Source organism: Agromyces sp. Y575, from assembly GCF_059445445.1.
On sequence record NZ_JCAIUI010000002.1, the window covers coordinates 610,145 to 630,295 of the forward strand.

Annotated in this window: 22 protein-coding genes; 10 read left to right on the forward strand and 12 right to left on the reverse strand. The window is 69.0% G+C overall.

Features of this window, described 5'->3' with window-relative positions:
• The first annotated feature begins 137 nt into the window (after positions 1-137).
• Positions 138-1,202, forward strand: coding sequence for a LysR family transcriptional regulator (locus AC1C2U_RS08905; protein WP_495361381.1), 1,065 nt, complete (start codon positions 138-140; stop codon positions 1,200-1,202).
• 25 nt (positions 1,203-1,227) lie between these two features.
• Positions 1,228-1,962 carry an META domain-containing protein gene (locus AC1C2U_RS08910; protein ID WP_495361382.1) on the forward strand — a complete coding sequence of 245 codons (735 nt, stop codon included), beginning with the start codon at positions 1,228-1,230 and terminating at the stop codon, positions 1,960-1,962.
• Between the two features lie 108 nt (positions 1,963-2,070).
• Here AC1C2U_RS08910 and AC1C2U_RS08915 read toward each other — a convergent pair whose 3' ends face one another.
• The gene (locus tag AC1C2U_RS08915) at positions 2,071-3,063 is read right to left on the reverse strand and encodes a helix-turn-helix transcriptional regulator (protein WP_495361383.1); all 993 of its coding nucleotides are present in this window, start codon (positions 3,061-3,063) and stop codon (positions 2,071-2,073) included.
• A 60-nt stretch (positions 3,064-3,123) separates the two neighbouring features.
• On the opposite strand from AC1C2U_RS08915, the gene AC1C2U_RS08920 reads away from it, so the two are divergent.
• The gene (locus AC1C2U_RS08920; protein ID WP_495361384.1) at positions 3,124-4,101 is read left to right on the forward strand and encodes an ATP-binding cassette domain-containing protein; all 978 of its coding nucleotides are present in this window, start codon (positions 3,124-3,126) and stop codon (positions 4,099-4,101) included.
• 183 nt (positions 4,102-4,284) lie between these two features.
• A complete protein-coding gene (locus AC1C2U_RS08925; RefSeq protein ID WP_495361385.1) occupies positions 4,285-5,067 on the forward strand; it encodes an ABC transporter permease in 783 nt (260 codons plus the stop codon).
• Between the two features lie 67 nt (positions 5,068-5,134).
• On the opposite strand, the gene AC1C2U_RS08930 is transcribed toward AC1C2U_RS08925, so the two are convergent.
• A complete protein-coding gene (locus AC1C2U_RS08930) occupies positions 5,135-5,326 on the reverse strand; it encodes a hypothetical protein (protein WP_495361386.1) in 192 nt (63 codons plus the stop codon).
• Positions 5,327-5,418: 92 nt separating this feature from the next.
• Here AC1C2U_RS08930 and AC1C2U_RS08935 point away from each other — a divergent pair, with 92 nt between their 5' ends.
• On the forward strand, positions 5,419-7,152 hold the full coding sequence (locus AC1C2U_RS08935) for a phytoene desaturase family protein (protein ID WP_495361387.1): 1,734 nt from the start codon (positions 5,419-5,421) through the stop codon (positions 7,150-7,152).
• 57 nt (positions 7,153-7,209) lie between these two features.
• Positions 7,210-7,773 (forward strand): TetR family transcriptional regulator, encoded by a 564-nt coding sequence (locus tag AC1C2U_RS08940; RefSeq protein ID WP_495361388.1) that lies wholly within the window; start codon positions 7,210-7,212, stop codon positions 7,771-7,773.
• 19 nt (positions 7,774-7,792) lie between these two features.
• On the opposite strand, the gene AC1C2U_RS08945 is transcribed toward AC1C2U_RS08940, so the two are convergent.
• On the reverse strand, positions 7,793-8,152 hold the full coding sequence (locus AC1C2U_RS08945) for a DoxX family protein (protein ID WP_495361389.1): 360 nt from the start codon (positions 8,150-8,152) through the stop codon (positions 7,793-7,795).
• A gap of 202 nt (positions 8,153-8,354) precedes the next feature.
• A complete protein-coding gene (locus tag AC1C2U_RS08950) occupies positions 8,355-8,786 on the reverse strand; it encodes a hypothetical protein (protein ID WP_495361390.1) in 432 nt (143 codons plus the stop codon).
• Between the two features lie 87 nt (positions 8,787-8,873).
• Here AC1C2U_RS08950 and AC1C2U_RS08955 point away from each other — a divergent pair, with 87 nt between their 5' ends.
• Entirely contained in the window at positions 8,874-9,386 is a 513-nt protein-coding gene (locus tag AC1C2U_RS08955; protein WP_495361391.1) for an SRPBCC domain-containing protein, read from the forward strand.
• 53 nt (positions 9,387-9,439) lie between these two features.
• Positions 9,440-10,549, forward strand: a complete 1,110-nt coding sequence (locus AC1C2U_RS08960; RefSeq protein WP_495361392.1) for an AI-2E family transporter — start codon at positions 9,440-9,442, stop codon at positions 10,547-10,549.
• A gap of 7 nt (positions 10,550-10,556) precedes the next feature.
• Here AC1C2U_RS08960 and AC1C2U_RS08965 read toward each other — a convergent pair whose 3' ends face one another.
• The 7 genes from AC1C2U_RS08965 to AC1C2U_RS08995 form a co-directional block, all read right to left on the reverse strand.
• Positions 10,557-11,129: an acyl-CoA thioesterase gene (locus AC1C2U_RS08965; RefSeq protein ID WP_495361393.1), complete on the reverse strand. Its 573-nt coding sequence runs from the start codon at positions 11,127-11,129 to the stop codon at positions 10,557-10,559.
• Between the two features lie 174 nt (positions 11,130-11,303).
• Positions 11,304-11,954 (reverse strand): dihydrofolate reductase family protein, encoded by a 651-nt coding sequence (locus AC1C2U_RS08970; RefSeq protein WP_495361394.1) that lies wholly within the window; start codon positions 11,952-11,954, stop codon positions 11,304-11,306.
• Positions 11,955-11,958: 4 nt separating this feature from the next.
• Complete coding sequence (locus tag AC1C2U_RS08975) at positions 11,959-13,080, reverse strand: bifunctional 2-methylcitrate synthase/citrate synthase (RefSeq protein WP_495361395.1); 1,122 nt, start codon at positions 13,078-13,080, stop codon at positions 11,959-11,961.
• A gap of 82 nt (positions 13,081-13,162) precedes the next feature.
• Positions 13,163-14,062: a methylisocitrate lyase gene (gene prpB, locus AC1C2U_RS08980; protein ID WP_495361396.1), complete on the reverse strand. Its 900-nt coding sequence runs from the start codon at positions 14,060-14,062 to the stop codon at positions 13,163-13,165.
• Positions 14,062-15,600: an MmgE/PrpD family protein gene (locus tag AC1C2U_RS08985; protein ID WP_495361397.1), complete on the reverse strand. Its 1,539-nt coding sequence runs from the start codon at positions 15,598-15,600 to the stop codon at positions 14,062-14,064. Before AC1C2U_RS08985 ends, prpB begins: the two co-directional genes overlap by 1 nt.
• Before the next feature lie 31 nt (positions 15,601-15,631).
• On the reverse strand, positions 15,632-16,312 hold the full coding sequence (locus tag AC1C2U_RS08990; RefSeq protein WP_495361398.1) for a GntR family transcriptional regulator: 681 nt from the start codon (positions 16,310-16,312) through the stop codon (positions 15,632-15,634).
• Between the two features lie 100 nt (positions 16,313-16,412).
• Positions 16,413-17,519 (reverse strand): enoyl-CoA hydratase/isomerase family protein, encoded by a 1,107-nt coding sequence (locus AC1C2U_RS08995; RefSeq protein ID WP_495361399.1) that lies wholly within the window; start codon positions 17,517-17,519, stop codon positions 16,413-16,415.
• 187 nt (positions 17,520-17,706) lie between these two features.
• Here AC1C2U_RS08995 and AC1C2U_RS09000 point away from each other — a divergent pair, with 187 nt between their 5' ends.
• Both AC1C2U_RS09000 and trhO read left to right on the forward strand, forming a co-directional pair.
• Complete coding sequence (locus AC1C2U_RS09000; protein WP_495361400.1) at positions 17,707-18,351, forward strand: LysE family translocator; 645 nt, start codon at positions 17,707-17,709, stop codon at positions 18,349-18,351.
• A gap of 130 nt (positions 18,352-18,481) precedes the next feature.
• Positions 18,482-19,384 (forward strand): oxygen-dependent tRNA uridine(34) hydroxylase TrhO, encoded by a 903-nt coding sequence (trhO, locus tag AC1C2U_RS09005; protein ID WP_495361401.1) that lies wholly within the window; start codon positions 18,482-18,484, stop codon positions 19,382-19,384.
• 151 nt (positions 19,385-19,535) lie between these two features.
• Here trhO and AC1C2U_RS09010 read toward each other — a convergent pair whose 3' ends face one another.
• Positions 19,536-20,129 carry a TetR/AcrR family transcriptional regulator gene (locus tag AC1C2U_RS09010; protein WP_495361402.1) on the reverse strand — a complete coding sequence of 198 codons (594 nt, stop codon included), beginning with the start codon at positions 20,127-20,129 and terminating at the stop codon, positions 19,536-19,538.
• Between the last annotated feature and the right edge of the window lie 22 nt (positions 20,130-20,151).

The window sequence follows — 20,151 nt, forward strand, 5'->3', positions numbered from 1 at the left end:
CCGATAGGTTCGGTGCGCCTGTCGAAGCGAACCGACGCACCATCGATGAGTTCCCTTCGACGAGCTCAGGGAACGAAAAACTCAGGGAACGAAGAGCTCAGGCAACGGAAAGCTCGGGGAGCGGGAGGGAAGAACCCATGCTCGACGTGCGGCGCCTACGACTACTCGTGGAGCTCGCCGACCGCGGCACCCTCTCGGCGGTCGCCGACGCCCTCTCGTACAGCCCGTCTTCCGTGTCGCAACAACTCAGTCAGCTCGAACGCGAGGCGGGCGTGCAGTTGCTCGTGCAGGTCGGTCGACGCGTGCAGCTGACCCCTCAGGCCGAAGTGCTCGTCGGCCACGCGCGCGCCGTGCTCGACCGACTCGAAGAGGCCGAATCGGATGTCGCCCGCTCGCTCACCGCCGTCGGCGGCACGGTGCGGATCGCCGTGTTCCAGTCGGCCGCGCACGCCGTGGTGCCGCAAGCCCTCACCCTCCTGCGCGCCGAACATCCCGCGCTTCGGGTCGAGGTCACCGAACGCGAGCCCGACGTCGGCCTCTTCGAAGTGTCGGCCCGCGATTTCGACCTCGTCATCGCCGAGCAGTACCCAGGGCACACCCGCGTGCACCGCGAGGAGCTCGACCGCGTGCACCTCGTCGCCGACACGATCCGCTTGGCGTTGCCGCCGCAACCGTCGTCGCGACGTGCCCGCCCCACCACTGCGGCCGCCGCCACCGCTGCGGCGACCACGATCATCGAGAGGGCGCGAAACGTTGGAAACGACGGGCCGAAGGGACACGACGCGCACTCTCGGCGCCGTGGAGGGCGAGGGGAACGGGAGGGACGGGAGATGGGGGCGCCATCGGCGCTCGCCGCGGCATCCGACATGCCCTGGGTGCTCGAACCCGTGGGCACGGCGTCGCGCGACTGGGCCGAGCAGCTCTGCCGCGAGGCCGGGTTCGAACCCGACGTGCGCTTCGAGACGGCCGACCTGATGGCGCACATCCGGCTGATCCGCTCGGGCATTGCGGTGGGCCTGCTCCCCGACCTCGTGTGGGCCGGGGAGACGCCGAGCGTGACGCTCATCGACCTGCCGGGGCATCCCGAACGCGAGGTCTTCACCTCGACCCGGCACGCCGCCGCCGCCCGGCCCGCGGTCGTTGCCTGCCGCGATGCGCTCGCGCGCGCTGCGCGCGCAACGGCGACGCCTGCAGCACGCTGAAGAGCACCCTCGATACGCTGTGGCCATGTCACGAACGATGCAGCGTTGGGCACTGTCCGGAACGATCCTGCTCGCGGCAGCGGCACTGACCGCCTGCGCCGGCAATGCCGGCACGGGGTCACCCACCGATCCCGAAGGCACGTGGGGCGACGCCACCTCGACCACGGAACCGTCGCTCGTCCTCGCCGGCGACGGCAAGCTGACCGGCACCGACGGTTGCAACCGCCTCATCGGCAGCTGGAGCGCCGACGACGACACGATCACCTTCACCGACGTCGCCTCGACGCGCATGCTGTGCGAAGGCGTCGACACCTGGCTCTCAGCTCTCGCGACCGGCACGATCTCGGGCGAGACGCTCACCGTTCTCGATGCAGACGGCGCCGAGATCGGCACCCTCGAACGATCGAGCCACGACGAGCCGACCCCTGAAGCCTCGGTCGACCCTGCCGGCGTCGACCAGGCTGCGTTCGTGGGCACCTGGGGCACGGAGTCCGCTGATGGCGCGCTCGGCCAGCCGTTCATCATCATCGCCGCCGACGGCTCGGCGAGCGGCAACGACGGCTGCAACTCGTTCGCCGGTGCCACCTGGGTCATGACCGGAGACACGATCGAGTTCACCGGCGGTGCGCAGACGCTCATGGCCTGCGAGGGGGTCGATCAGTGGCTGAACACGAACGCGACCGCGACGGTGGACGGCGACACGATGACCTTCTTCGACGAGTCGGGCGTCGAGATCGGAACCCTGCCGCGTACGGCGTAGGCCCCAGTGCCAATGCGCAAGCCGCGCGCGACGTTCGAAGTGCGACCGACATTCGCCGATGATCGCAGCCTGCAGCCTGCAGCGCGTGCACGCACGCACGCACGCACCTCACTGTCGAGCGGATGCCGCGGCGAACCGGTCGGCCTGGGCGGCGAGGAACTCCATCACCTCGGGCGGCCCATCGACGCGGTAGCCCACACCGCTCGGGATCCACATGAGCGCCATCAGCAGGTTCTGCACGGCGTCGGCCTCGAGTGGCCATTCGCAGTGATCGGCGTCGATCGCGACGACATCGCGCCCGTACCAGCCGAGGTGCTCTGCGAGCACGCGCTGCGGCAACTCGACGACGACCCTGGCCTTCACCGTGCGGTCGCGCCAGCGCACCGCGGCCTCGACTCGCGCACGCGCGGCCTCATCGGTCATGGGCCGCGGTTCGAAATGCACCCGCGTCGGGAAGACTTCGCTGATGCGGTCGAGGCGGAAGGTGCGCCAGTCCTCACGCTGGCGGTCCCAGGCAAGGAGGTACCAGCGGCGGGCGACTGGCACGAGCCGGTACGGCTCGATGACGCGGGCGGACGCCGTGCCCGCGGCATCCGTGTACGTGAATCGCAGTCGTTCGGAGTCGCGGCATCCGAGCGCGAGGAGGCCCAGCAGTTCGGCGTCGATCTCGGGGGCCGGTCGGCCTGAGCCGGTCGAACCGGGCCCGCCCGTGCCGACGGCGGCGTGCGACTGCAGGGCTTCGATGCGCCGACGCAGCGCGGGCGGCAGCACCTGCTCGATCTTCGCGAGCGCGCTGATCGTCGTGTGCTCGGCGCCGCGCAACCCGGCGGTGGCCTGGGAGCGCAGGCCGACGGCGATCGCGACACCCTCGTCGTCGGTGAGGAGCAGCGGCGGCAGCCCGGTGCCGGCCTCGAGCCGATAGCCCCCGGTGCTGCCGCGCGCCGACTCGATGCCGTAGCCGAGCTCGCGCAGCCGATCGACGTCGCGGCGCAGCGTACGGTCGGAGACGCCGAGCCGGTCGACGAGTTCGTGCGCCGACCAGTGCCGGTGACTCTGCAGCAGGGAGAGGAGTTCGAGGGTTCTCGTGGTCGTTGCGGCCATGTTCCAAGTTTCTCACCCATCAGGACAGAAACTGTCCGGATGCCTCGAAATACTGTGGATATGACGAACCAGATGATCTCCGCTCAGGGCCTCACGAAGACGTTCCCAGTCAAGGGAAAGACCGTCGAGGCCGTCCGTTCCGTCGACCTCGCGGTCGACGCCGGCGAGCTCGTCGCCTTCCTCGGCCCGAACGGCGCCGGCAAGTCGACGACGCTTCGCATGCTCACCACCCTGCTCCCGCCGACGAGCGGCGACGCGATCGTCGCCGGCAGCGACATCCGCCGCGACCCCGCAGGCGTGCGCCGCCGCATCGGCTACGTCGGGCAGGGCAATTCGGGCGGGCACACCCAGCGTGTACGCGACGAGCTGCACGCCCAGGGCGCCTTCTACGGCATGGGCCGCCGCGAGACCCGTGCCCGGGCCGCCGAACTCATCGAGTCGCTCGAACTCGGGCAGGTCGCCGGTCGCCAGGTGCAGTCGCTCTCGGGCGGCCAGAAGCGCCGGCTCGACATCGCGCTCGGGCTCATCCACCGGCCCGAGCTGCTCTTCCTCGACGAGCCGTCGACGGGCCTCGACCCGCACAGCCGGGCGAACCTGTGGGAGCACATCGTCGAGCTCCGCCGCGAGACGGGCACGACGATCTTCCTCACGACGCACTATCTCGACGAGGCCGACCAGCTCGCCGAGCGCGTCATGGTGATGGATCACGGCCAGGTCATCGCCGATGACACGGCATGGGCGCTCAAGGAATCGCTCGCGGGCGACCGCGTGAGCCTCACCTTCGATTCGGCGACGGATGCTGCGGCAGCCGCAGCCCGCATCGGCGGCGAGGTCTCGGGGCCGGTCGTCACGGTCACCGCTCCCGGGGGCGATCGAGCGCTCCCCCACTACATCCGCTCGCTCGGTGACGCCGGCCTCGACGTCGTCGCGGCGACGCACCGCCAGCCGACCCTCGACGACGTGTTCCTCGCCCTCACTGGCCGCACGCTCCGCGAGGAGGCGGCGCGCCCCGAGGCCGAGCCCGCGCTCGCGGGTTGAGGAGCAAGCGAACCCCGCGGGTTGAGGAGCGAGCGAACCCCGCGGGTTGAGGAGCGAGCGAACCCCGCGGGTTGAGGAGCGAGCGAAGCGAGCGTCTCGAAACCCCCCACCGATCGACCCCGGTTTCGAGACGGCCCTGGCGGGCCTCCTCAACCCACAGACCACCAACTGAAGGAGAACCCCATGACCACCATCGACACCACCGCCCGCCCCACCGGCTTCTTCCACGACACCGCCGCGGTCTTCGTCCGCGAATCCCGGCCCCTCGTACGCGACCCGTTCAGCGTCATGTTCTCGCTCGTGCAGCCACTCGTCTTCCTGGGCCTGTTCGGCCCGCTGCTCGTCGGCGCCGCCGGCGGTGACGTCGCGGGCACGCTGCAGTGGTTCGTGCCCGGCATCCTCGTGATGGTCGCGCTCTTCGGCACCGCCTCGACGGGCGCGAACCTGCTCTTCGAGATGCAGACCGGCTCGCACGAGCGCACGCTCGTGGCGCCGCTCTCGCGCAGCGCACTGCTCGTCGGTCGCGCGCTCAAGGAGGTCGTGCCGCTCGTCATCCAGGGCACGATCGTCGTGCTCGTCGCGGTGCCGTTCGGGTTCACGCTCGACGTGCCGGGGCTCATCGCGGGCCTCGCGGTGCTCGCCGTCTTCGGCATCGGGTTCGGCGCCCTGAGCTACTCGCTCGCCCTCGCCTGCCGCAACCGGGACTGGATGTTCTGGATGGTGCACCAGACACTGCTGTTCCCCCTCATGATCCTCTCGGGCATGCTGCTGCCGCTCGACGACGGCCCCGCGTGGATGCAGGTCGCCGCCGCGATCAACCCGCTGAGCTACCTCGTCGGTGCCGAGCGCGCGCTGCTCTCGGGCGACTTCGGTGCGCCGGCGGTCGTCGGCGGCATCATCGCCGCGGTCGTGACGTGCGCGATCGGCATCGTGGTCGGCGTGCGTGCGATGCGTCGCGCTCACTGATCACGGGCACCAGACGAGGGGCGAGCGGATGCGACATCCGCTCGCCCCTCGTCGTGTCGCCGGACCGCTACTTCTTGCCGCAGCTCGTTCCGGTGTACGGCACCTTGTGGTGGAGTACTCGCCTGCCGTTCATCGTCGGATCGAAGAACGAGTACACGCCCAGTCCTTGCGCGAGGTGCTCGGTGACGTCATCGGCGACCCGGTAGGAGGCGCAGCCGAGCCGGTCGCCGTCCATGGCCGCGTCGGGCCCGATCTTCACGAGCACCTCCGATTCGACGGTGCCGGCGTCGACGGTGACGGTGACGAGCGGATGCCCCCTCCACTCAGGTTCACGTCGCCTACGCTCGAGGGATGCCCCACGACGTCGTGATTCTCGGCGGTGGCCACAACGGCCTCACCGCAGCCGCCTACCTCGCGCGCGCCGGCAAGCGGGTGCTGCTCCTCGAACGCGACGACCACCTCGGCGGAGCGGCGGTCTCGGCCCAAGTGTTCGACGGCGTCGACGCGCGCCTCTCGCGCTACTCGTACCTCGTGAGCCTGCTGCCCCAGCGCATCATCGACGAACTCGGCCTCGATGTGCGCCTCGTGCGGCGGCGCTACTCGTCGTACACGCCCGACCCCGGCAACCCCGAGCGCGGCTTGCTCATCGACAATGAGGCCGGGCTCGGCACCCCTTCGACGGGCTCAGGGAGCGCTGCCGCCGCCTTCGCGCGAGTCGACGCCGCGGCCGACGCCGACGCATGGAACGCCTTCTCCGCCGATACCGGCCGCCTCGCGCAGGCCCTCTTCCGGAGCCTCACCGAGCCACTGCCCACCCGTGACGAGGCGCGAGCGCTCGTCGGTGACGACCGCGTCTGGCACGAGTTCATCGAGCAGCCCCTCGGCGGCACGATCGATGCCCGCTTCACGAGCGACCTCGTGCGCGGGGTCGTCGCGACCGACGGCCTCATCGGCACCTTCACCGACCTCGACGACCCCGCTCTCGATGCGAACCGGTGCTTCCTGTACCACGTGATCGGTGGCGGCACGGGCGACTGGGATGTGCCCGTCGGCGGCATGGGCGCCATCACAGACGAGCTCGCGCGCGCTGCGCGTGAGGCGGGCGCCGAACTCGCCACGGGTGCCGAAGTGCTCGCGGTCGATCCGAGCGGCAGCGTGCGGTACCGGCTCGACGGCGCGGAGCACGAGGTCTCCGCACCCACGATGCTCGCCAATGTCGCGCCGGCGGTGCTCGATCGCCTCATCGCGACCGGGTCCGCGATCGCCCGCACCCGACGGGATGCCGCGGCGGCTGCACCGGGTGCGCCGGTCGCACCGCGCGACCAACGCCCGTTTTCGCCGCAGGAGCGGCTCGACGTGCCCCCGGTCGTGCGGGAGCGCCTGCGCCACCTCACCGCCCCCGAGGGCGCACAGGTCAAGGTGAACCTGTTGCTCACGCGACTGCCGCGACTGCGCGACACCGAGGTCTCGCCCGAGACGGCCTTCGCGGGCACCTTCCACATCAACGAGCTCGAGTCACAGCTCGCGACGGCGTACGGCGAGGCCGCCCGCGGCCGCATCCCCGCGCTACTGCCCTGCGAGGTCTACTGCCACACGCTCAGCGATCCGTCGATCCTCTCCCCCGAGCTCGCGGCATCCGGCGCCCACACCCTGACCATCTTCGGCCTGCATGTGCCGCACCGACTGCTCGAACGTTTCGGCACCGACGAGTTGCGTGAGCGGCTGCAACACGGGGTGCTCGCCTCCCTGAACTCAGTGCTCGCAGAGCCCATCGAGGGCGTCATCGCCACGGATGCCGCGGGCCGCCCGTGCATCGAGACGAAGACGACGCGCGACATCGAGGAGGCGCTCGCGATGCCCGGTGGCAACATCTTCCACGGGCCGCTGTCGTGGCCATGGGCGGAGCCGGGCGCCGCGCTCACCAGCGCTGCCGAGCGTTGGGGCGTCGCCACGGCGTATCCGCAGATCCTGCTGTGCGGTTCGGGAGCGGTGCGCGGCGGCGCGGTCAGCGGCATCGGCGGCCACAATGCGGCGATGGCGGTGCTCGAGACCCCTTCGGCAGGCTCAGGGAACGCCGTCGCCTGACCGTCGTGACCGCGCCTTCCGCCAGAGCCGCACCATACTCTCCGGTATGGTGACCGCATGGCGACTTCACGCACCGACTGGCTCGACGAGGGCCTCGACGTGCTCGCGCACGAGGGCGCCGACGGCTTACGCATCGACAGGCTCGCTGCACGACTCGGGGTCACCAAGGGGTCGTTCCACCACCACTTCGCGGGTGCGCCCGGCTACCGCACCGCGCTGCTCGAGCACTACGAGCAGTCGACCCTGGCCGCGCTCGACGCGGCGATCGACGCGCGGCGCGGCGATGGCACCCGCGCGACCCTCGCCTGGCTCACCGACCTCGCCACTTCCGACGACACCTCGATCCGCCGCGCCGAGCTCGATCGGGCGGTGCGGGCGTGGGCCTCGACCGACCCCGAGGCCCGAGCGACGCAGGCGCGTATCGACGCTCGGGTGATCGACGCGTTGCAGGCGGCCTGGCGACCGGCCGCGGAGACCGATGCCGCGGCGCGTACCGCTGCGCTCGTGCCGTACCTCGTGTCACTCGGGGCCGCGGCCACTGTGCCGCCGATCTCGGCGACCGAACTGCGCGCGGTGTACGAGTTGCTGCTCGACGCGGTGCCCGGGGCTCGCTCCGACTGACCGGGCCTCAGCACGAGTCTCAGAGCACGAAGCTGTACAGCAACGTGGCGACGCAGATGACGAGCATTCCCGTTGCGTTCAGGAACAGGTTGCGTCCGAAGTCCCGCGCGGCGATGTGCATGCCGATCGCGACCAAGAAGTAGGCGACGAGCGCGACACTCGTGACGACGCCGAGATACGGGATCCAGATGCCGGCGATGAGGCCGGCCGCGGCGGCGAACTTGATCGGCGCGAGCACCCACCACCATCGCCGCGGAAAGCCGACGTCATCGAAGCACTTCGCGATGAACGGCAGCGGCTTCGCGCTCATCACTCCGTCGGCAAGCTGGATCAGCGCCAGCACGACGACGGGCCACACCGGGTCGGGAACGATGCTCATGCCCATACCATACCGCATGGTACGGTACGTACGGCCGGCCGGCCGGCGAAGTTTCGACGGACTGGTTTCGACGGGCTCAACCAACACGTGTCGACGGACTGGTTTCGACGGGCTCAACCAACACGTGTCGACGGACTGGTTTCGACGGGCTCAACCAACACGTGTCGCTGTGCTGGTTTCGACAGGCTCAACGAGCAGACCGCTAGAAGACGAAGAGCTGCCCGAGCACCATGATCGCGATGATGAAGAGCGCGATGACCGCGCCCACGATCGTCAGCGACTTCACCGAGAGCTTCGCGACGCCGTAGCCCACGAGGAAGGGCAATGCGAGGAGGAAGATCGTCACGATCCACCAGAACGCCTGGTAACCGCCCGTCGTCGCCTCGGAGAGTCGCCCAGCGAAGAGCTGCTGCGCGCCCGGGTTCGTCGCGAACGAGAACGCAGCCGACAGCGGAATGGCGATGAACGCGAACACGATGAGGCCCGCGAGCGAACCCCAGAGCCCCGACTTGTTGTTCTCCGGGTCGATGTCGAGCGTTCGTTCACTGCTCGCCGATTGCCCGTACGATGACGTCTTCGCGCCCGCTGATGCATGCCCATTCGACGCCCGCTTGCGTCCGCCGCTCGATCCCATGGCCACACTCTAGTGTCGGGCGTGCGCGCACTGGTAGATCGACACCGACGGCATTAGCCTGAGGGAACGAGCGAACGGGGGCCGAAGATGACCGCGAAACCGACCGGGCACTACGTGCTGAAAGACGACGGCCTGTACCTGCAGTTCGACCGTCTCTTCTACGCCCCAATCGAAGACGTCTGGTTCAGTCTCACGAATCCGACCGCCATGCGCGCCTGGATCGGCACGTACACAGGCAGCCCCGCGACCGGCGGGGTGCGCTTCCGCATGGGCGCCGAGGGCGAAGAGGCCGAGTGGCAGAACGTCAGCATTCTCGAATGCGCTGCCCCCCATCGGTTCCTGGCCGACTCCGGCCCCGGCCCGACCGGCTTCCGGGTCTTCTGCCACCTCGTCGAGGGCGGCGGCATGACGACCCTCACACTCGGCCAGCGACTGCACAGTGCAGCGGATGCCCCGAGCATCGGCCCCAGCTGGGACTACTACCTCGACCGGCTCGCCGCGACGCGTGCCAGGGCACCGCTGCCCGCATGGGAGACGTACTACCCGTCGTTCTCGCCGCATTACCGTGAACTCGCCGTCCCCAGCGCGGCGCGGCATTGATCTTGCGCGGCGCGCTCCGAGGCGATAGGCGGACCCAGCCCTAGACTGACGCCGTGAAGAGCATCGAGCGTCGAGCGCGAGAGACCACGGCCGCACCGAGCTGGCGCGAGCGCCAGTCGAACCTCATGGCGAACAAGCCGTTCCAGTGGGCGTTCGTCGCGACCCTCGGCGTGCTCGTCGCCCTCGCCATCGCCGCCGCCTTCGCCAGCATCTCGAGCGTCGTCTTCTCGGTGCTCGCGGCGGCGTTCATCACGCTCGGCCTCGATCCGCTCGTGCGGTGGTTCGAACGTCACGGCATGAAGCGCGGAGTCGCGATCGTCACCGTCATCGTCCTGTTCATCCTCGTGATCGCCGGGATGCTGTGGCTGGTACTGCCGATCGTCATCACCCAGGCCTCGGCCTTCGTCAAGGGTCTCCCTGCGATGTACCAGCAGCTGCAGACCGAAGACTGGTTCAAAGACGTGCAGGCCGGCTCCGACGGACTGCTCGGGTCGGCCTACAAATGGGTCGTCGACACCATCAGCGACCCGACGTTCTGGGCGACCATCGGCGGCGGAGCGCTGAACGTGGGCATCGCGGTCCTCGGCGGCATCTCAAGCGCGTTCTTCATCTTCATCCTCACCATCTACTTCACCGCGACCCTCGATCCGTCGAAGCGGGCGATCTACACGCTCATCTCCGCGTCGCACCGGGAGCGCGTCGTCGACTACGCCGAGCGCATCATGCAGAACGTCGGCCGCTACCTCAGCGGCATGGTTGTGCTCGCATTCTTCAACGCCGTGTACAGCTTCATCCTGCTGCTCCTCGTCGGTCAGCCGTTCGCGCTCGTCATCTCGGTCGCGGCGTTCTTCATCACGCTCATCCCACTGATCGGAACCGTGCTGACCACGGCCGTGATGACGGTGCTCACGCTCTTCGTGTCGCCGGTCGCTGCCCTCATCGTGCTCATCGCGATGCTCGTCTACATGCAGGTCGAGGCGTACATCCTGACGCCTCGGGTGATGAGCAAGGCCGTGCAGGTGCCCGGCTCGATCGTGCTGATTGCAGCGCTCGCCGGCGGGACGCTCGCCGGGCTGCCCGGCGCGCTCGTCGCGATTCCCGTCGCCGCGGGCATCCTGCTCATCATCAAGGAGGTCGTGGTGCCCAGAAAGGCGCTGAGCTAGGGCTTCGTCAGCGCCAGACCGACGGCGCAGCAGCGCGAGTGGACGGCAGCGCGACATCCGCACCCCACCGCTCGATCCAGTCGGGAATCTCATCGGCGCCCGAGACGCCGAGCGCCTCGACGATCTCGGACATCGGCACCGTGCCGCCGGCCTTCTTGAGGAACCGCGCGCGGATGAAGCCCTGCGCGTACACCTCGGGCTCGCCAGGCTTGCCCCCTGCGCCCTTCGAAGGGCGCACGTAGCGCTGCTCCACGTAGACGGCCTTGTCGTCGTGCCCGACGAGTCGCGACTCGATCGTGAACCGATCCCAGAGCTGCAAAGACTTGCGGAACGTGATCGTCTCGCTCGCGACGACCGGGTACCAGCCCTTCTCGCGCATCATGTCCCAGACGCCGCTTCGCACGAGCATGTCGAAGCGGGCGACGTCCATGATCGAGAAGTACACGCCGTTGTTCATGTGCCGATTGATGTCGAGGTCGGTCGGCAGCGTGATGAATTTCGTGCGGGCGACCTCGAAGTGCCCGAGATCGGGCTTGCGCCGCGAGAGGAACAGCACGTGGAGCAGGGTGCGGAAGAACATGTGCATAATCCACGACTGTATGCCCGAATCGTGGTCGATCATCCATCGTTGGTGGAAGCCACAATGAGAAGCACGATCTCCCGCTCCCGCTGGTCGAGTAGCAACCGAAGCGAGCGTATCGAGCGTATCGAGACCTGGTGCGTGGTCTCGATACACGTCCTCCTTCGTCGGGCGCTACTCGACCAGCGGGGGCCGCAAGAGCCGATACCGCAGGTGCGTGGCCCGCACGCCCTGCTCGACACTGATCGGCTCGAGCTCCACCCGGTGCGAAGCGGCGTCGGGAAAGAGCCGGCTGCCGCCGCCGAGCAGCACCGGCACGAGGTGGAGCCGCGCCTCGTCGACGAGCCCTGCGGCGAGCGCCTGCCTCGCGACCTCCGCGCCTCCCACGATGCAGACGGATGCAGCGCTCGCGACCTCGCTCGCCCGTGCGACCGCCTCGGTGACCCCGCCGGTGACGAACTCGAAGCGCGAGCCGCCGCGTTCGAACGGCTCGCGCTCGCGGCTCGTGACGACGAAGCAGGGGCGCCGCCCGAACACCGGCTCATCGCCCCACGGCCACTCGCCCACGTCGAACGTGCGACGCCCGAGCACGAACGCGCCCGTCGTCTCGAACATGCGCGATGCGGCATTGCGGTCGATCTGGTCTGGCGCGACACTCGTGAGGCCGTTGCTGTCGTCGACCGGAACAGCACCATCGAAGATCGGGACGCGCCTCCACTCGTGCACACGCTCGCCGTCGAGGCCGAGCGGATGCTCCAGACTCACGCCCGGCGCGGCAGTGAAGCCGTCGAGCGTCATCGTCATCTCGAGGAAGACGTGGGTCACGGGATCATCCCTTCGCGGGAACGTGCCGTTCGTCGACGCCGTTGTAGACCGACAGCGGACGGATGAGAGCGTTCGACGCGGCCTGCTCCATGATGTGGGCGGTCCAGCCGGTGATGCGACTCGCGACGAACAGCGGCGTGAACGTGAGGGTGTCGAACCCCATGAGGTGGTAGACGGGACCGGCCGGGTAGTCGAGGTTCGGCTTGATGCCCTTGCGCTCGCCCATTGCGGTCTCGAGGGCGAGGTAGAGCTCGAACAGGTCGGGCCGGTCGTAGTGCTCGACCATGCGCTCGAGCGCGTCGCGCATCGTCGGCACCCGCGAGTCGCCGTTCTTGTAGACGCGGTGACCGAAGCCCATGATCTTGCGCTTCTCGGCGAGCGCGTCGTCGAGCCAGGCGGCCGCGGCATCCGCCGTCTTGATCTCGTCGAAGGCGTGCATGACGGCCTCGTTGGCGCCGCCGTGCAAGGGGCCCTTCAAGGCGCCGATCGCGCCGGTGACCGCCGAGTAGAGGTCCGAGAGGGTGCTCGTGATCACCCGGGCCGTGAATGTCGAGGCGTTGAACGAGTGCTCGGCGTAGAGGATCATCGACACATCGAAGGCGTTGACGACCGCGAGCTCTGGCGCCTCGCCGAAGGTCTGCCAGAGGAAGTTCGCCGAGAAGCCGAGGTCGTCGCGGGGCTCGACGAACTCGAGCTCGTGCCGGCGGCGCTGGTCGTAGGCGACGATCGAGGGCAGCTTCGCGAACAGCCGGATCGACTTGTCGAGGTTCGCCTCGACGCTGTCGTCGGGCGTCGCCGGGTCGCTCGCGCCGATGACCGAGACGGCCGTGCGCACGACGTCCATCGGGTGGGCGGTCAGCGGCAGCTCGTCGATGACGCGCTTGACGTCGTGATCGAGACCGCGAAGGGAACGCTCGCGTTCTTCGAACGCGGCCAGCTGCGCATCGTCCGGCAGCTCGCCGTACCAGAGCAGGTAGGCGACCTCTTCGAACGTGACGGATGCCGCGAGCTCCTGCACCGGATAACCGCGGTACAGCAGCGAGTTCGACTCGGGGCTCACCTTCGAAACCGCCGTATAGTCGACCGGCACTCCGGCCAAGCCCTTGTAGATCTCCTGCTCTGCCATGTGATGTCCTTTCGGTTTCGCTCTCTGAGCCTGTCGAAGCGAGCAAAGGGCGAGTCCCTTCGACGAGCTCGGGGAACGGTTCTCAGCTGGTGACGGTGAAGTTGAAGATACTCGTGTCGAAGTGGTTGTAGCCCTCGTAGTCGATGAGCTCGTAGAGGTCGGCGCGGTGCTGCATCTCGTCGAGCTTGCCGGTGAGCGCACCGGCATCCGTCAATTCGTCGAGGCCGCGCGCCGCGGCGCCCATCGCGAGGCGCAACAGTGAAACGGGCCAGATGACGATGTTCATGCCGACGCCTTCGAGCTGCGCCGCGGTGAAGAGCTCGCTCTTGCCGAACTCGGTCATGTTCGCGAGGAGCGGGACGTCGACGGCCTTGCGGACCGCCTCGAACTCCGCGAGCGAGCGCATCGCCTCGGGGAAGATCGCGTCGGCGCCCGCGTCGACGAGCGCCTTCGCGCGGTCGACCGCGGCGTCGAGGCCGTCGACCGCGGCGATGTCGGTGCGCGCCATGATGAGGAAGTTCGCATCGCGCCGGGCATCGACGGCGGCACGGATGCGCTGCAGCGCGGTGGCCTCGTCGACCACCTGCTTGCCGTCGAGGTGACCGCAGCGCTTCGGGTTCACCTGGTCTTCGATGTGGAGGCCGGCGAGCCCAGCGTCTTCCATCTCCTGCACGGTGCGCGCGACGTTCATCGGTTCGCCGAACCCGGTGTCTGCGTCGATGATCGCGGGCAGCTCGGTCATGCGTGTGATCTGTTTGCCACGGCCGGCGACTTCGGTGAGGGTGGTGAGGCCGATGTCGGGCAGGCCGAGGTCGGCCGACAGCACGGCGCCCGAGATGTAGACCCCGTCGAAGCCCTTCTGCTCGATGAGCCGCGCCGAGAGCGGGTTGAATGCGCCCGGGAAGCGCAGCAGCTCGCCGGTTGCGAGCCGCTCGCGGAAGAGCCGGCGCTTCTCGGCCGGGGTCGTCGTGGCGTACAGCATCAGAACAGCCCCTCGGGGATGTCGACGCCCACGAGCGCCCCCGGCGCGACGGTGAAGGTGAGGCCGCCGAGTTCGTCGGGACCGAGCTCGGGCAGACGCTGCGCGACGTCGAGGAACCGCTCGATCTCATCGGGCGTGAGCGCCCACTCGGCGAGCGTGCGGAACTTCTGCACGTACTGCTCTCGGGCGAACGGCCGGGCGCCGAGCGGATGCGCGTCGGCCACGGCGATCTCGTCGACGATCTCGCCGCCATCGGCGAGCTTGATGACCACTCGGCCGCCGAACGCCTTCTCGTCGATGTCGTTCGAGTGGTAGCGCCGCGTCCACTCCTCGTCTTCGACGGTCGAGACCTTCTTCCAGAGTGCGACGGTGTCGGCGCGGTGCGCACGCTCGGGCGAGTATGACTCCGCGTGATCCCACGTGCCGTCTTGCAGCGCGACGGCGAAGATGTACGGGATCGAGTGGTCGAGCGTCTCGCGCGACGCGTCGGGGTCGTACTTCTGCGGGTCGTTCGCACCCGAACCGATCACGAAGTGCGTGTGGTGCGAGGTGTGCAGCGTGATCGACTCGATGCGCTCGGGGTCGTCGAGGATCAGCGGGTACTCCTCGTGCAGCTTGCGTGCGAGGTCGATCCACGCCTGCGCCTGGTACTCGGCCGAGTGCTCCTTCGTGTACGAGTCGAGGATGGCGCGCTTGGCCTCCCCCTCGTCGGGCACCGGAACCTCGTACGAGGCATCCGGACCGTCGAGGAGCCACGCGATGACGCCGTCTTCGCCCTCGTAGATCGGCACTGGGCTCGTCTGGCCGCGCATCGCACGGTCGACAGCTTCGACGGCCATCTTGCCGGCGAATGCGGGGGCGTGCGCCTTCCACGTCGAGATCTCGCCCTTGCGGGACTGCCGGGTCGCGGTGGTGGTGTGCAGCGCCTGGCCGATGGCCTGGAAGATCGTCTCCTGATCGAGGCCGAGCAGGGTGCCGATGCCGGCAGCTGCCGAGGGGCCGAGGTGGGCGACATGGTCGATCTTGTGCTGGTGCAGCGAGATCGCCTTCGCGAGGTCGATCTGGATCTCGTAGCCCGTGGCGATGCCGCGCACGACGTCGCGCCCGGTGAGGCCCCGGTGCGCCGCGAGGTGCTGGCCGACGGCGACGATCGGCGGGATGTTGTCGCCGGGGTGCGAGTACTCCGCCGCGAGGAAGGTGTCGTGGAAGTCAAGTTCGCGCACGGCGACCCCGTTGGCCCATGCCGCCCATTCGGGCGAGGTGCGGCGCGCGGCATCCGCACCGAAGACGGTGGCGCCGTCGCCGCCGATCGAGACGGGGTGGGCGAGCGCCTGGCTGCGGGCCGAGACGACAGGGCCCCTGGCGATCGAGGCGGCCGCGACGGCCGCGTTGTCGATGACGCGGTTCACCACCATGTCGACGACGTCGTCGTCGAGCTCGACCGGGTCGGTCGCGATACCCGCGAGCTTCCAGGCGAGCTGGCCCTCGCGGGCGAGGTTCTCGTCACTGCGATGCGTGCGAAGGTGGTGGAGCTGCATTTCGGCGTCCCTTTCTGAACTGTTCCATCGGTCAGGCTACGCGGTGCCCGCCGGGCTGACGAGCTTCGATCGAGGCGAGTGCATGACGAAGACTCATGTGCAGGTGCACGTGGGTGGCGTGCGCCGCGAGGGACGCATCGCCCGCGATGATCGCCTGCAGGATGAGGAGGTGCTCGGATGCCGCGGCACGGAGCCGCCCGGGATTGTGGCGTGCGAGCCGCCGCACGCGCGCCGAGTGCAGTCGCACGCTCCGAAGCGCGGCGGTGAGGTAGGGGTTCGCGACCGTCTCGTCGACGGCGGCGTCGAACTCGGCGACGAGGGCGTAGTAGGCGGCGAGGCCGGATTCGCCTTCGTCGACGAGGGCGGGCGCCTGCTCGAAGCGTTCGACGAACGGCTCGAACCGCGTGGGGTCGCGGCGCATCGCCGCTAGCCGCACGGCTTGCTCTTCGAGCGCTTCGCGCAGCTCGTAGAGGCCCGTGATGGTCGACGGCGAGAGCTCGGCGACGACGAGGGTTCGTGCGGACTGTGCGGCGACGAGTCCGTCGCCGACGAGCCGGGCGAGTGCCTCGCGCACGGGTGTGCGGGAGACTCCGAGTCGGGCGGCCTGTTCAACCTCTGCGAGCACCGTGCCGGGCGCGAGCTCGCCGTCGACGATCTCGGCACGGAGCGTGCGGTAGACGCGCTCCCCTGCCCGCCCCGCTTCAGCCACCACTCTTCATGTATACACTGAACGCTACTTAAGCGCAAAGAGCACCGTTCTAGCGACAATTTGTATACGTTGCACGGTTCCGCCTCACGGCCGGGTCGGCGCGCTAGGGCCAGACCGGCTCGAAGCGGGCCTCATCGAGCACTTGGGCGGCGAGGCCCGGCGCGACGTCGCGCAGCTCGGGCGGATGCCACTTCGGCTGACGATCCTTGTCGATGACCTGCGCCCGGATGCCCTCACGCAGGTCGTGCTGCTCGATGAACCACGACACGAGCCGGAACTCCTGCTCGAGCGCATCTTCGAGCCGCGGCAGCGTGCGAGCACGTCGCACCGACTCGAGCGTGATGGTGAGCGCGGTCGGCGAGAGCGTCTCGAGCTCGTCGGCGGCCGCGGCCGCATAGGCGAAGGCCGCCGGGTCGAGCGGATGCATCGGGAACGAGCTCGACGCTTCGTCGACCCGCCCCTCGGCGAAGGCCCTGAGACGCCGGATGATCTCGTCGACGCTCGGTGCGGAGTAGCAGGCGTCGACCCAGTCGCGGGCGAGCGCGAGGGCCGAGGGCCCGGGTGTCTCGTCGAAGAGCATGACGATCTCGGCCGGACTGCCGGGGTCGGCGCGTTCGGCGAGCGCCTGCAACAGGTGCGGCAGCCGCTCGGAGGGCACGAACGAGTCGGCGAATCCCGCGTGCATGGCGTCGGCGGCATCCATCGTGCGCGAGTTGAGCGCCAAGTGCACGCCGAGTTCGCCGGGCGCCTTCGCGAGCAGCCACGAGCCGCCGACGTCGGGGGTGAAGCCGATGCGAGTCTCGGGCATGGCGACGCGCGAGCGCTCGGTGACGACGCGAATCGAGGCGTGGCCCGCGAGGCCGATGCCGCCTCCCATCGTGATGCCGTCCATGATCGCGACGACGGGCTTCGGGTAGCGCGCGATCATCGCGTCGAGCCGGTACTCGGCGCGGAAGAACTGCCGCGCCTCGGCGTGGTCGTCGTTGGACGCGTACCCGTAGAGCTCACGGATGTCGCCACCCGCGCAGAAGCCGCGCTCACCCGCACCGTCGAGTACGACGAGCCCGACCTCGGTGTCGTCGCGCCACACGTCGAATATGACCGTGAGTGCGCGGATCATCTCGTAGCTCAGCGCATTCAGCGCCTGCGGGCGGTCGAGCGTCACGTGGCCGACACCGTCGGCAACGCTCGCGGAGATGTAGTCGCTCACGAGTGCCACCGTAGCGGCATCTCGGGCAGCGGCGTACCCCCTGCCGCGGGAGGCGAGGCTCGCGGCCGGCGGCGCGCCGGTGCTCGAGCAGCCTGCCGACCAGCCGTGGGGCGAGCGGACCGCGCTCGTCGAGGGTCCCTTCGGAACGCGCGTGCGACTCGGAGCAGCCAGCGGGTAGCATCCGTTCATGGTCCCCGTCGAGAACCTCTGGACGTTCGTCGTCGCATCGGTCGTGCTGATCGTGATTCCCGGCCCGAGCGTGCTGTTCGTCATCGGGCGTTCGCTCGCGCTCGGTCGCATGGGCGGGCTGCTCAGCGTGATCGGCAACGCCCTCGGCATGGTGCCGCTCATCACCGCCGTCGCACTCGGCGTCGGCGCGATCGTCGCGCAGTCGGTCGTGCTCTTCACGATCATCAAGTTCGCAGGCGCCGCCTACCTCATCTACCTCGGCCTACAGGCCATCAGGCACCGAGCGGATGACGCGGCATCCGCAGATCGCAAGTCCGCACCGCACTCGCACTCGCACTGGCGCCAGCTCGGCGAGGGCTTCGTCGTCGGCGTGACGAACCCGAAGACGATCGCGTTCTTCGTGGCGGTACTGCCGCAGTTCGTGTCGTTCTCGGCCGGGTCGATCCCGTTGCAGCTCTTCGAGCTCGGCGTGGTGTTCATCGTTCTCGCGCTGGCCTGCGACTCGGTGTGGGCGCTCGCCGCGAGCGCGGCACGCGGCTGGTTCGCTCGCTCGCCGAAGCGCATCTCGCACCTCTCCGCGACGGGCGGCGTCATGATGATCGGACTCGGCGGCGTGCTCGCCTTCAGCGGCAACAAGCACTGAGCACGCGTACAGAACTCCGGAGATCTCACGCGGAACGCCGATGGACCGGCGTCGTCGAACCGCGTGGCGCGCCACGACTCCGGAGTTGCGCACACGGCAGTCATTCGGCGAGCGCCCGTATGATCTCGGGGTGGCCGTCGCCAAGATCCTCCTCTACTACGCCTTCACCCCGCTCGCCGACCCCGACGCGGTGCGGCTCTGGCAACGCGACCTCGCCGAGTCGCTCGGGCTGCGCGGGCGCATCCTCATCTCCGAGCACGGCCTGAACGGCACGCTCGGCGGCGAGATGAACGCACTCAAGCGCTACGTGCGCAAGACCCGCGACTATCCCGCGTTCAAGCACATCGACTTCAAGTGGAGCGAGAGCACCGGTCTCGACGCCGACGGAATGAGCCTCGACTTCCCGAAGCTCAGCGTGAAGGTGCGCGACGAGATCGTCTCGTTCGGCTCGCCAGGCGAGTTGCGCGTCGACCCCGACGGCGTCGTCGGCGGCGGCACGAAGCTCAGCCCGGATGCGCTGCACGAGCTCGTGGCCGAGCGCGGCGACGACGTCGTGTTCTTCGACGGTCGCAACTCGCTCGAGGCGGCCATCGGCCGCTTCGCCGGCGCGGTCGTACCCGACGTCGAAACGACCCGCGACTTCGTCGAGCGGCTCGACTCGGGCCAGTACGACGAGCTCAAGGGGCGGCCGGTCGTCACCTACTGCACCGGCGGCATCCGCTGCGAAGTGCTCTCGAGCCTCATGACAAGCCGCGGCTTCGGCGAGGTGTACCAACTCGACGGCGGCATCGTGCGCTACGGCGAGCGCTACGGCGACGACGGTCTCTGGCAGGGCTCGCTGTACGTCTTCGACCAGCGCGGCTCGATCGACTTCAGCGACCATGCCGCGGTCATCGGCTCGTGCGCGGGGTGCGGTGAGCCGACGAACCGCACCGTGAACTGCACGGATGCCGCATGCGACGCGGAGTTCGTGCTGTGCGAGTCGTGCGGTGCATCGCAGTGCCCCGCACACGCTTCCTCGCCGGTCGAGTAGCGCCGCGCCTCCGCCGGTCGAGTAGCGACGAAGGAGCGTATCGAGACCATCGCACGGGTCTCGATACGCTTCGCTACTCGACCAACAGGGGAGGAGGAGCTACTCGACCAACAGGGGAGGAGGAGCTACTCGACCAACAGGGGAGGAGGAGCTACTCGACCAACGGAGCGGCGGGCGGCTCGGTGCCGGCGATGACGGCGACGGCACGCGCGAGTTCGTCGCCGCTCGGCAGGCTGTCGGGCGCGAGCAGCCAGAGGATGCCGAGACTCTGCACGAGCGCGAAGTCGAGCTTCGCGACCGCATCGACCTGCGCATCGGAGAGCTCGGGGCGCGCCGCGCGCAACTGCTCGGCGATGCCCAGGTAGCCCTCCTCCGCCGCCGCGGCGAGGTGCCGACTGGCCTCGGGGTCGCGCAGCACCCGCACGGTGTTGTCGAGACTCGCGAGGAGGGGCTCGCGATTCGCCGCGAACACCTCGGGCATGCGATTCCAGAGTTCGGCGAACCCGTCGAGGAACGGCAGCTCCGCGGTCTCTCCGACGACCGCTTCAATGCCGTCGCCGATCCCGTCGCCGAGCGATGCCATGAGCGCCTCGGTGATCAGCTGCTCCTTCGAGCCGAAGTGATAGCCGATCGCGGCGAGGCTCACCCCGGCGGCACTCGCGATGTCGCGTGCCGTGGTCTTCGCGACCCCGCGCTCGATGATCACCCGGCGTGCGCCGGCCAGCAGGTCTTCACGGTTCCCCATTCCTCAATGGTACGCGACGATT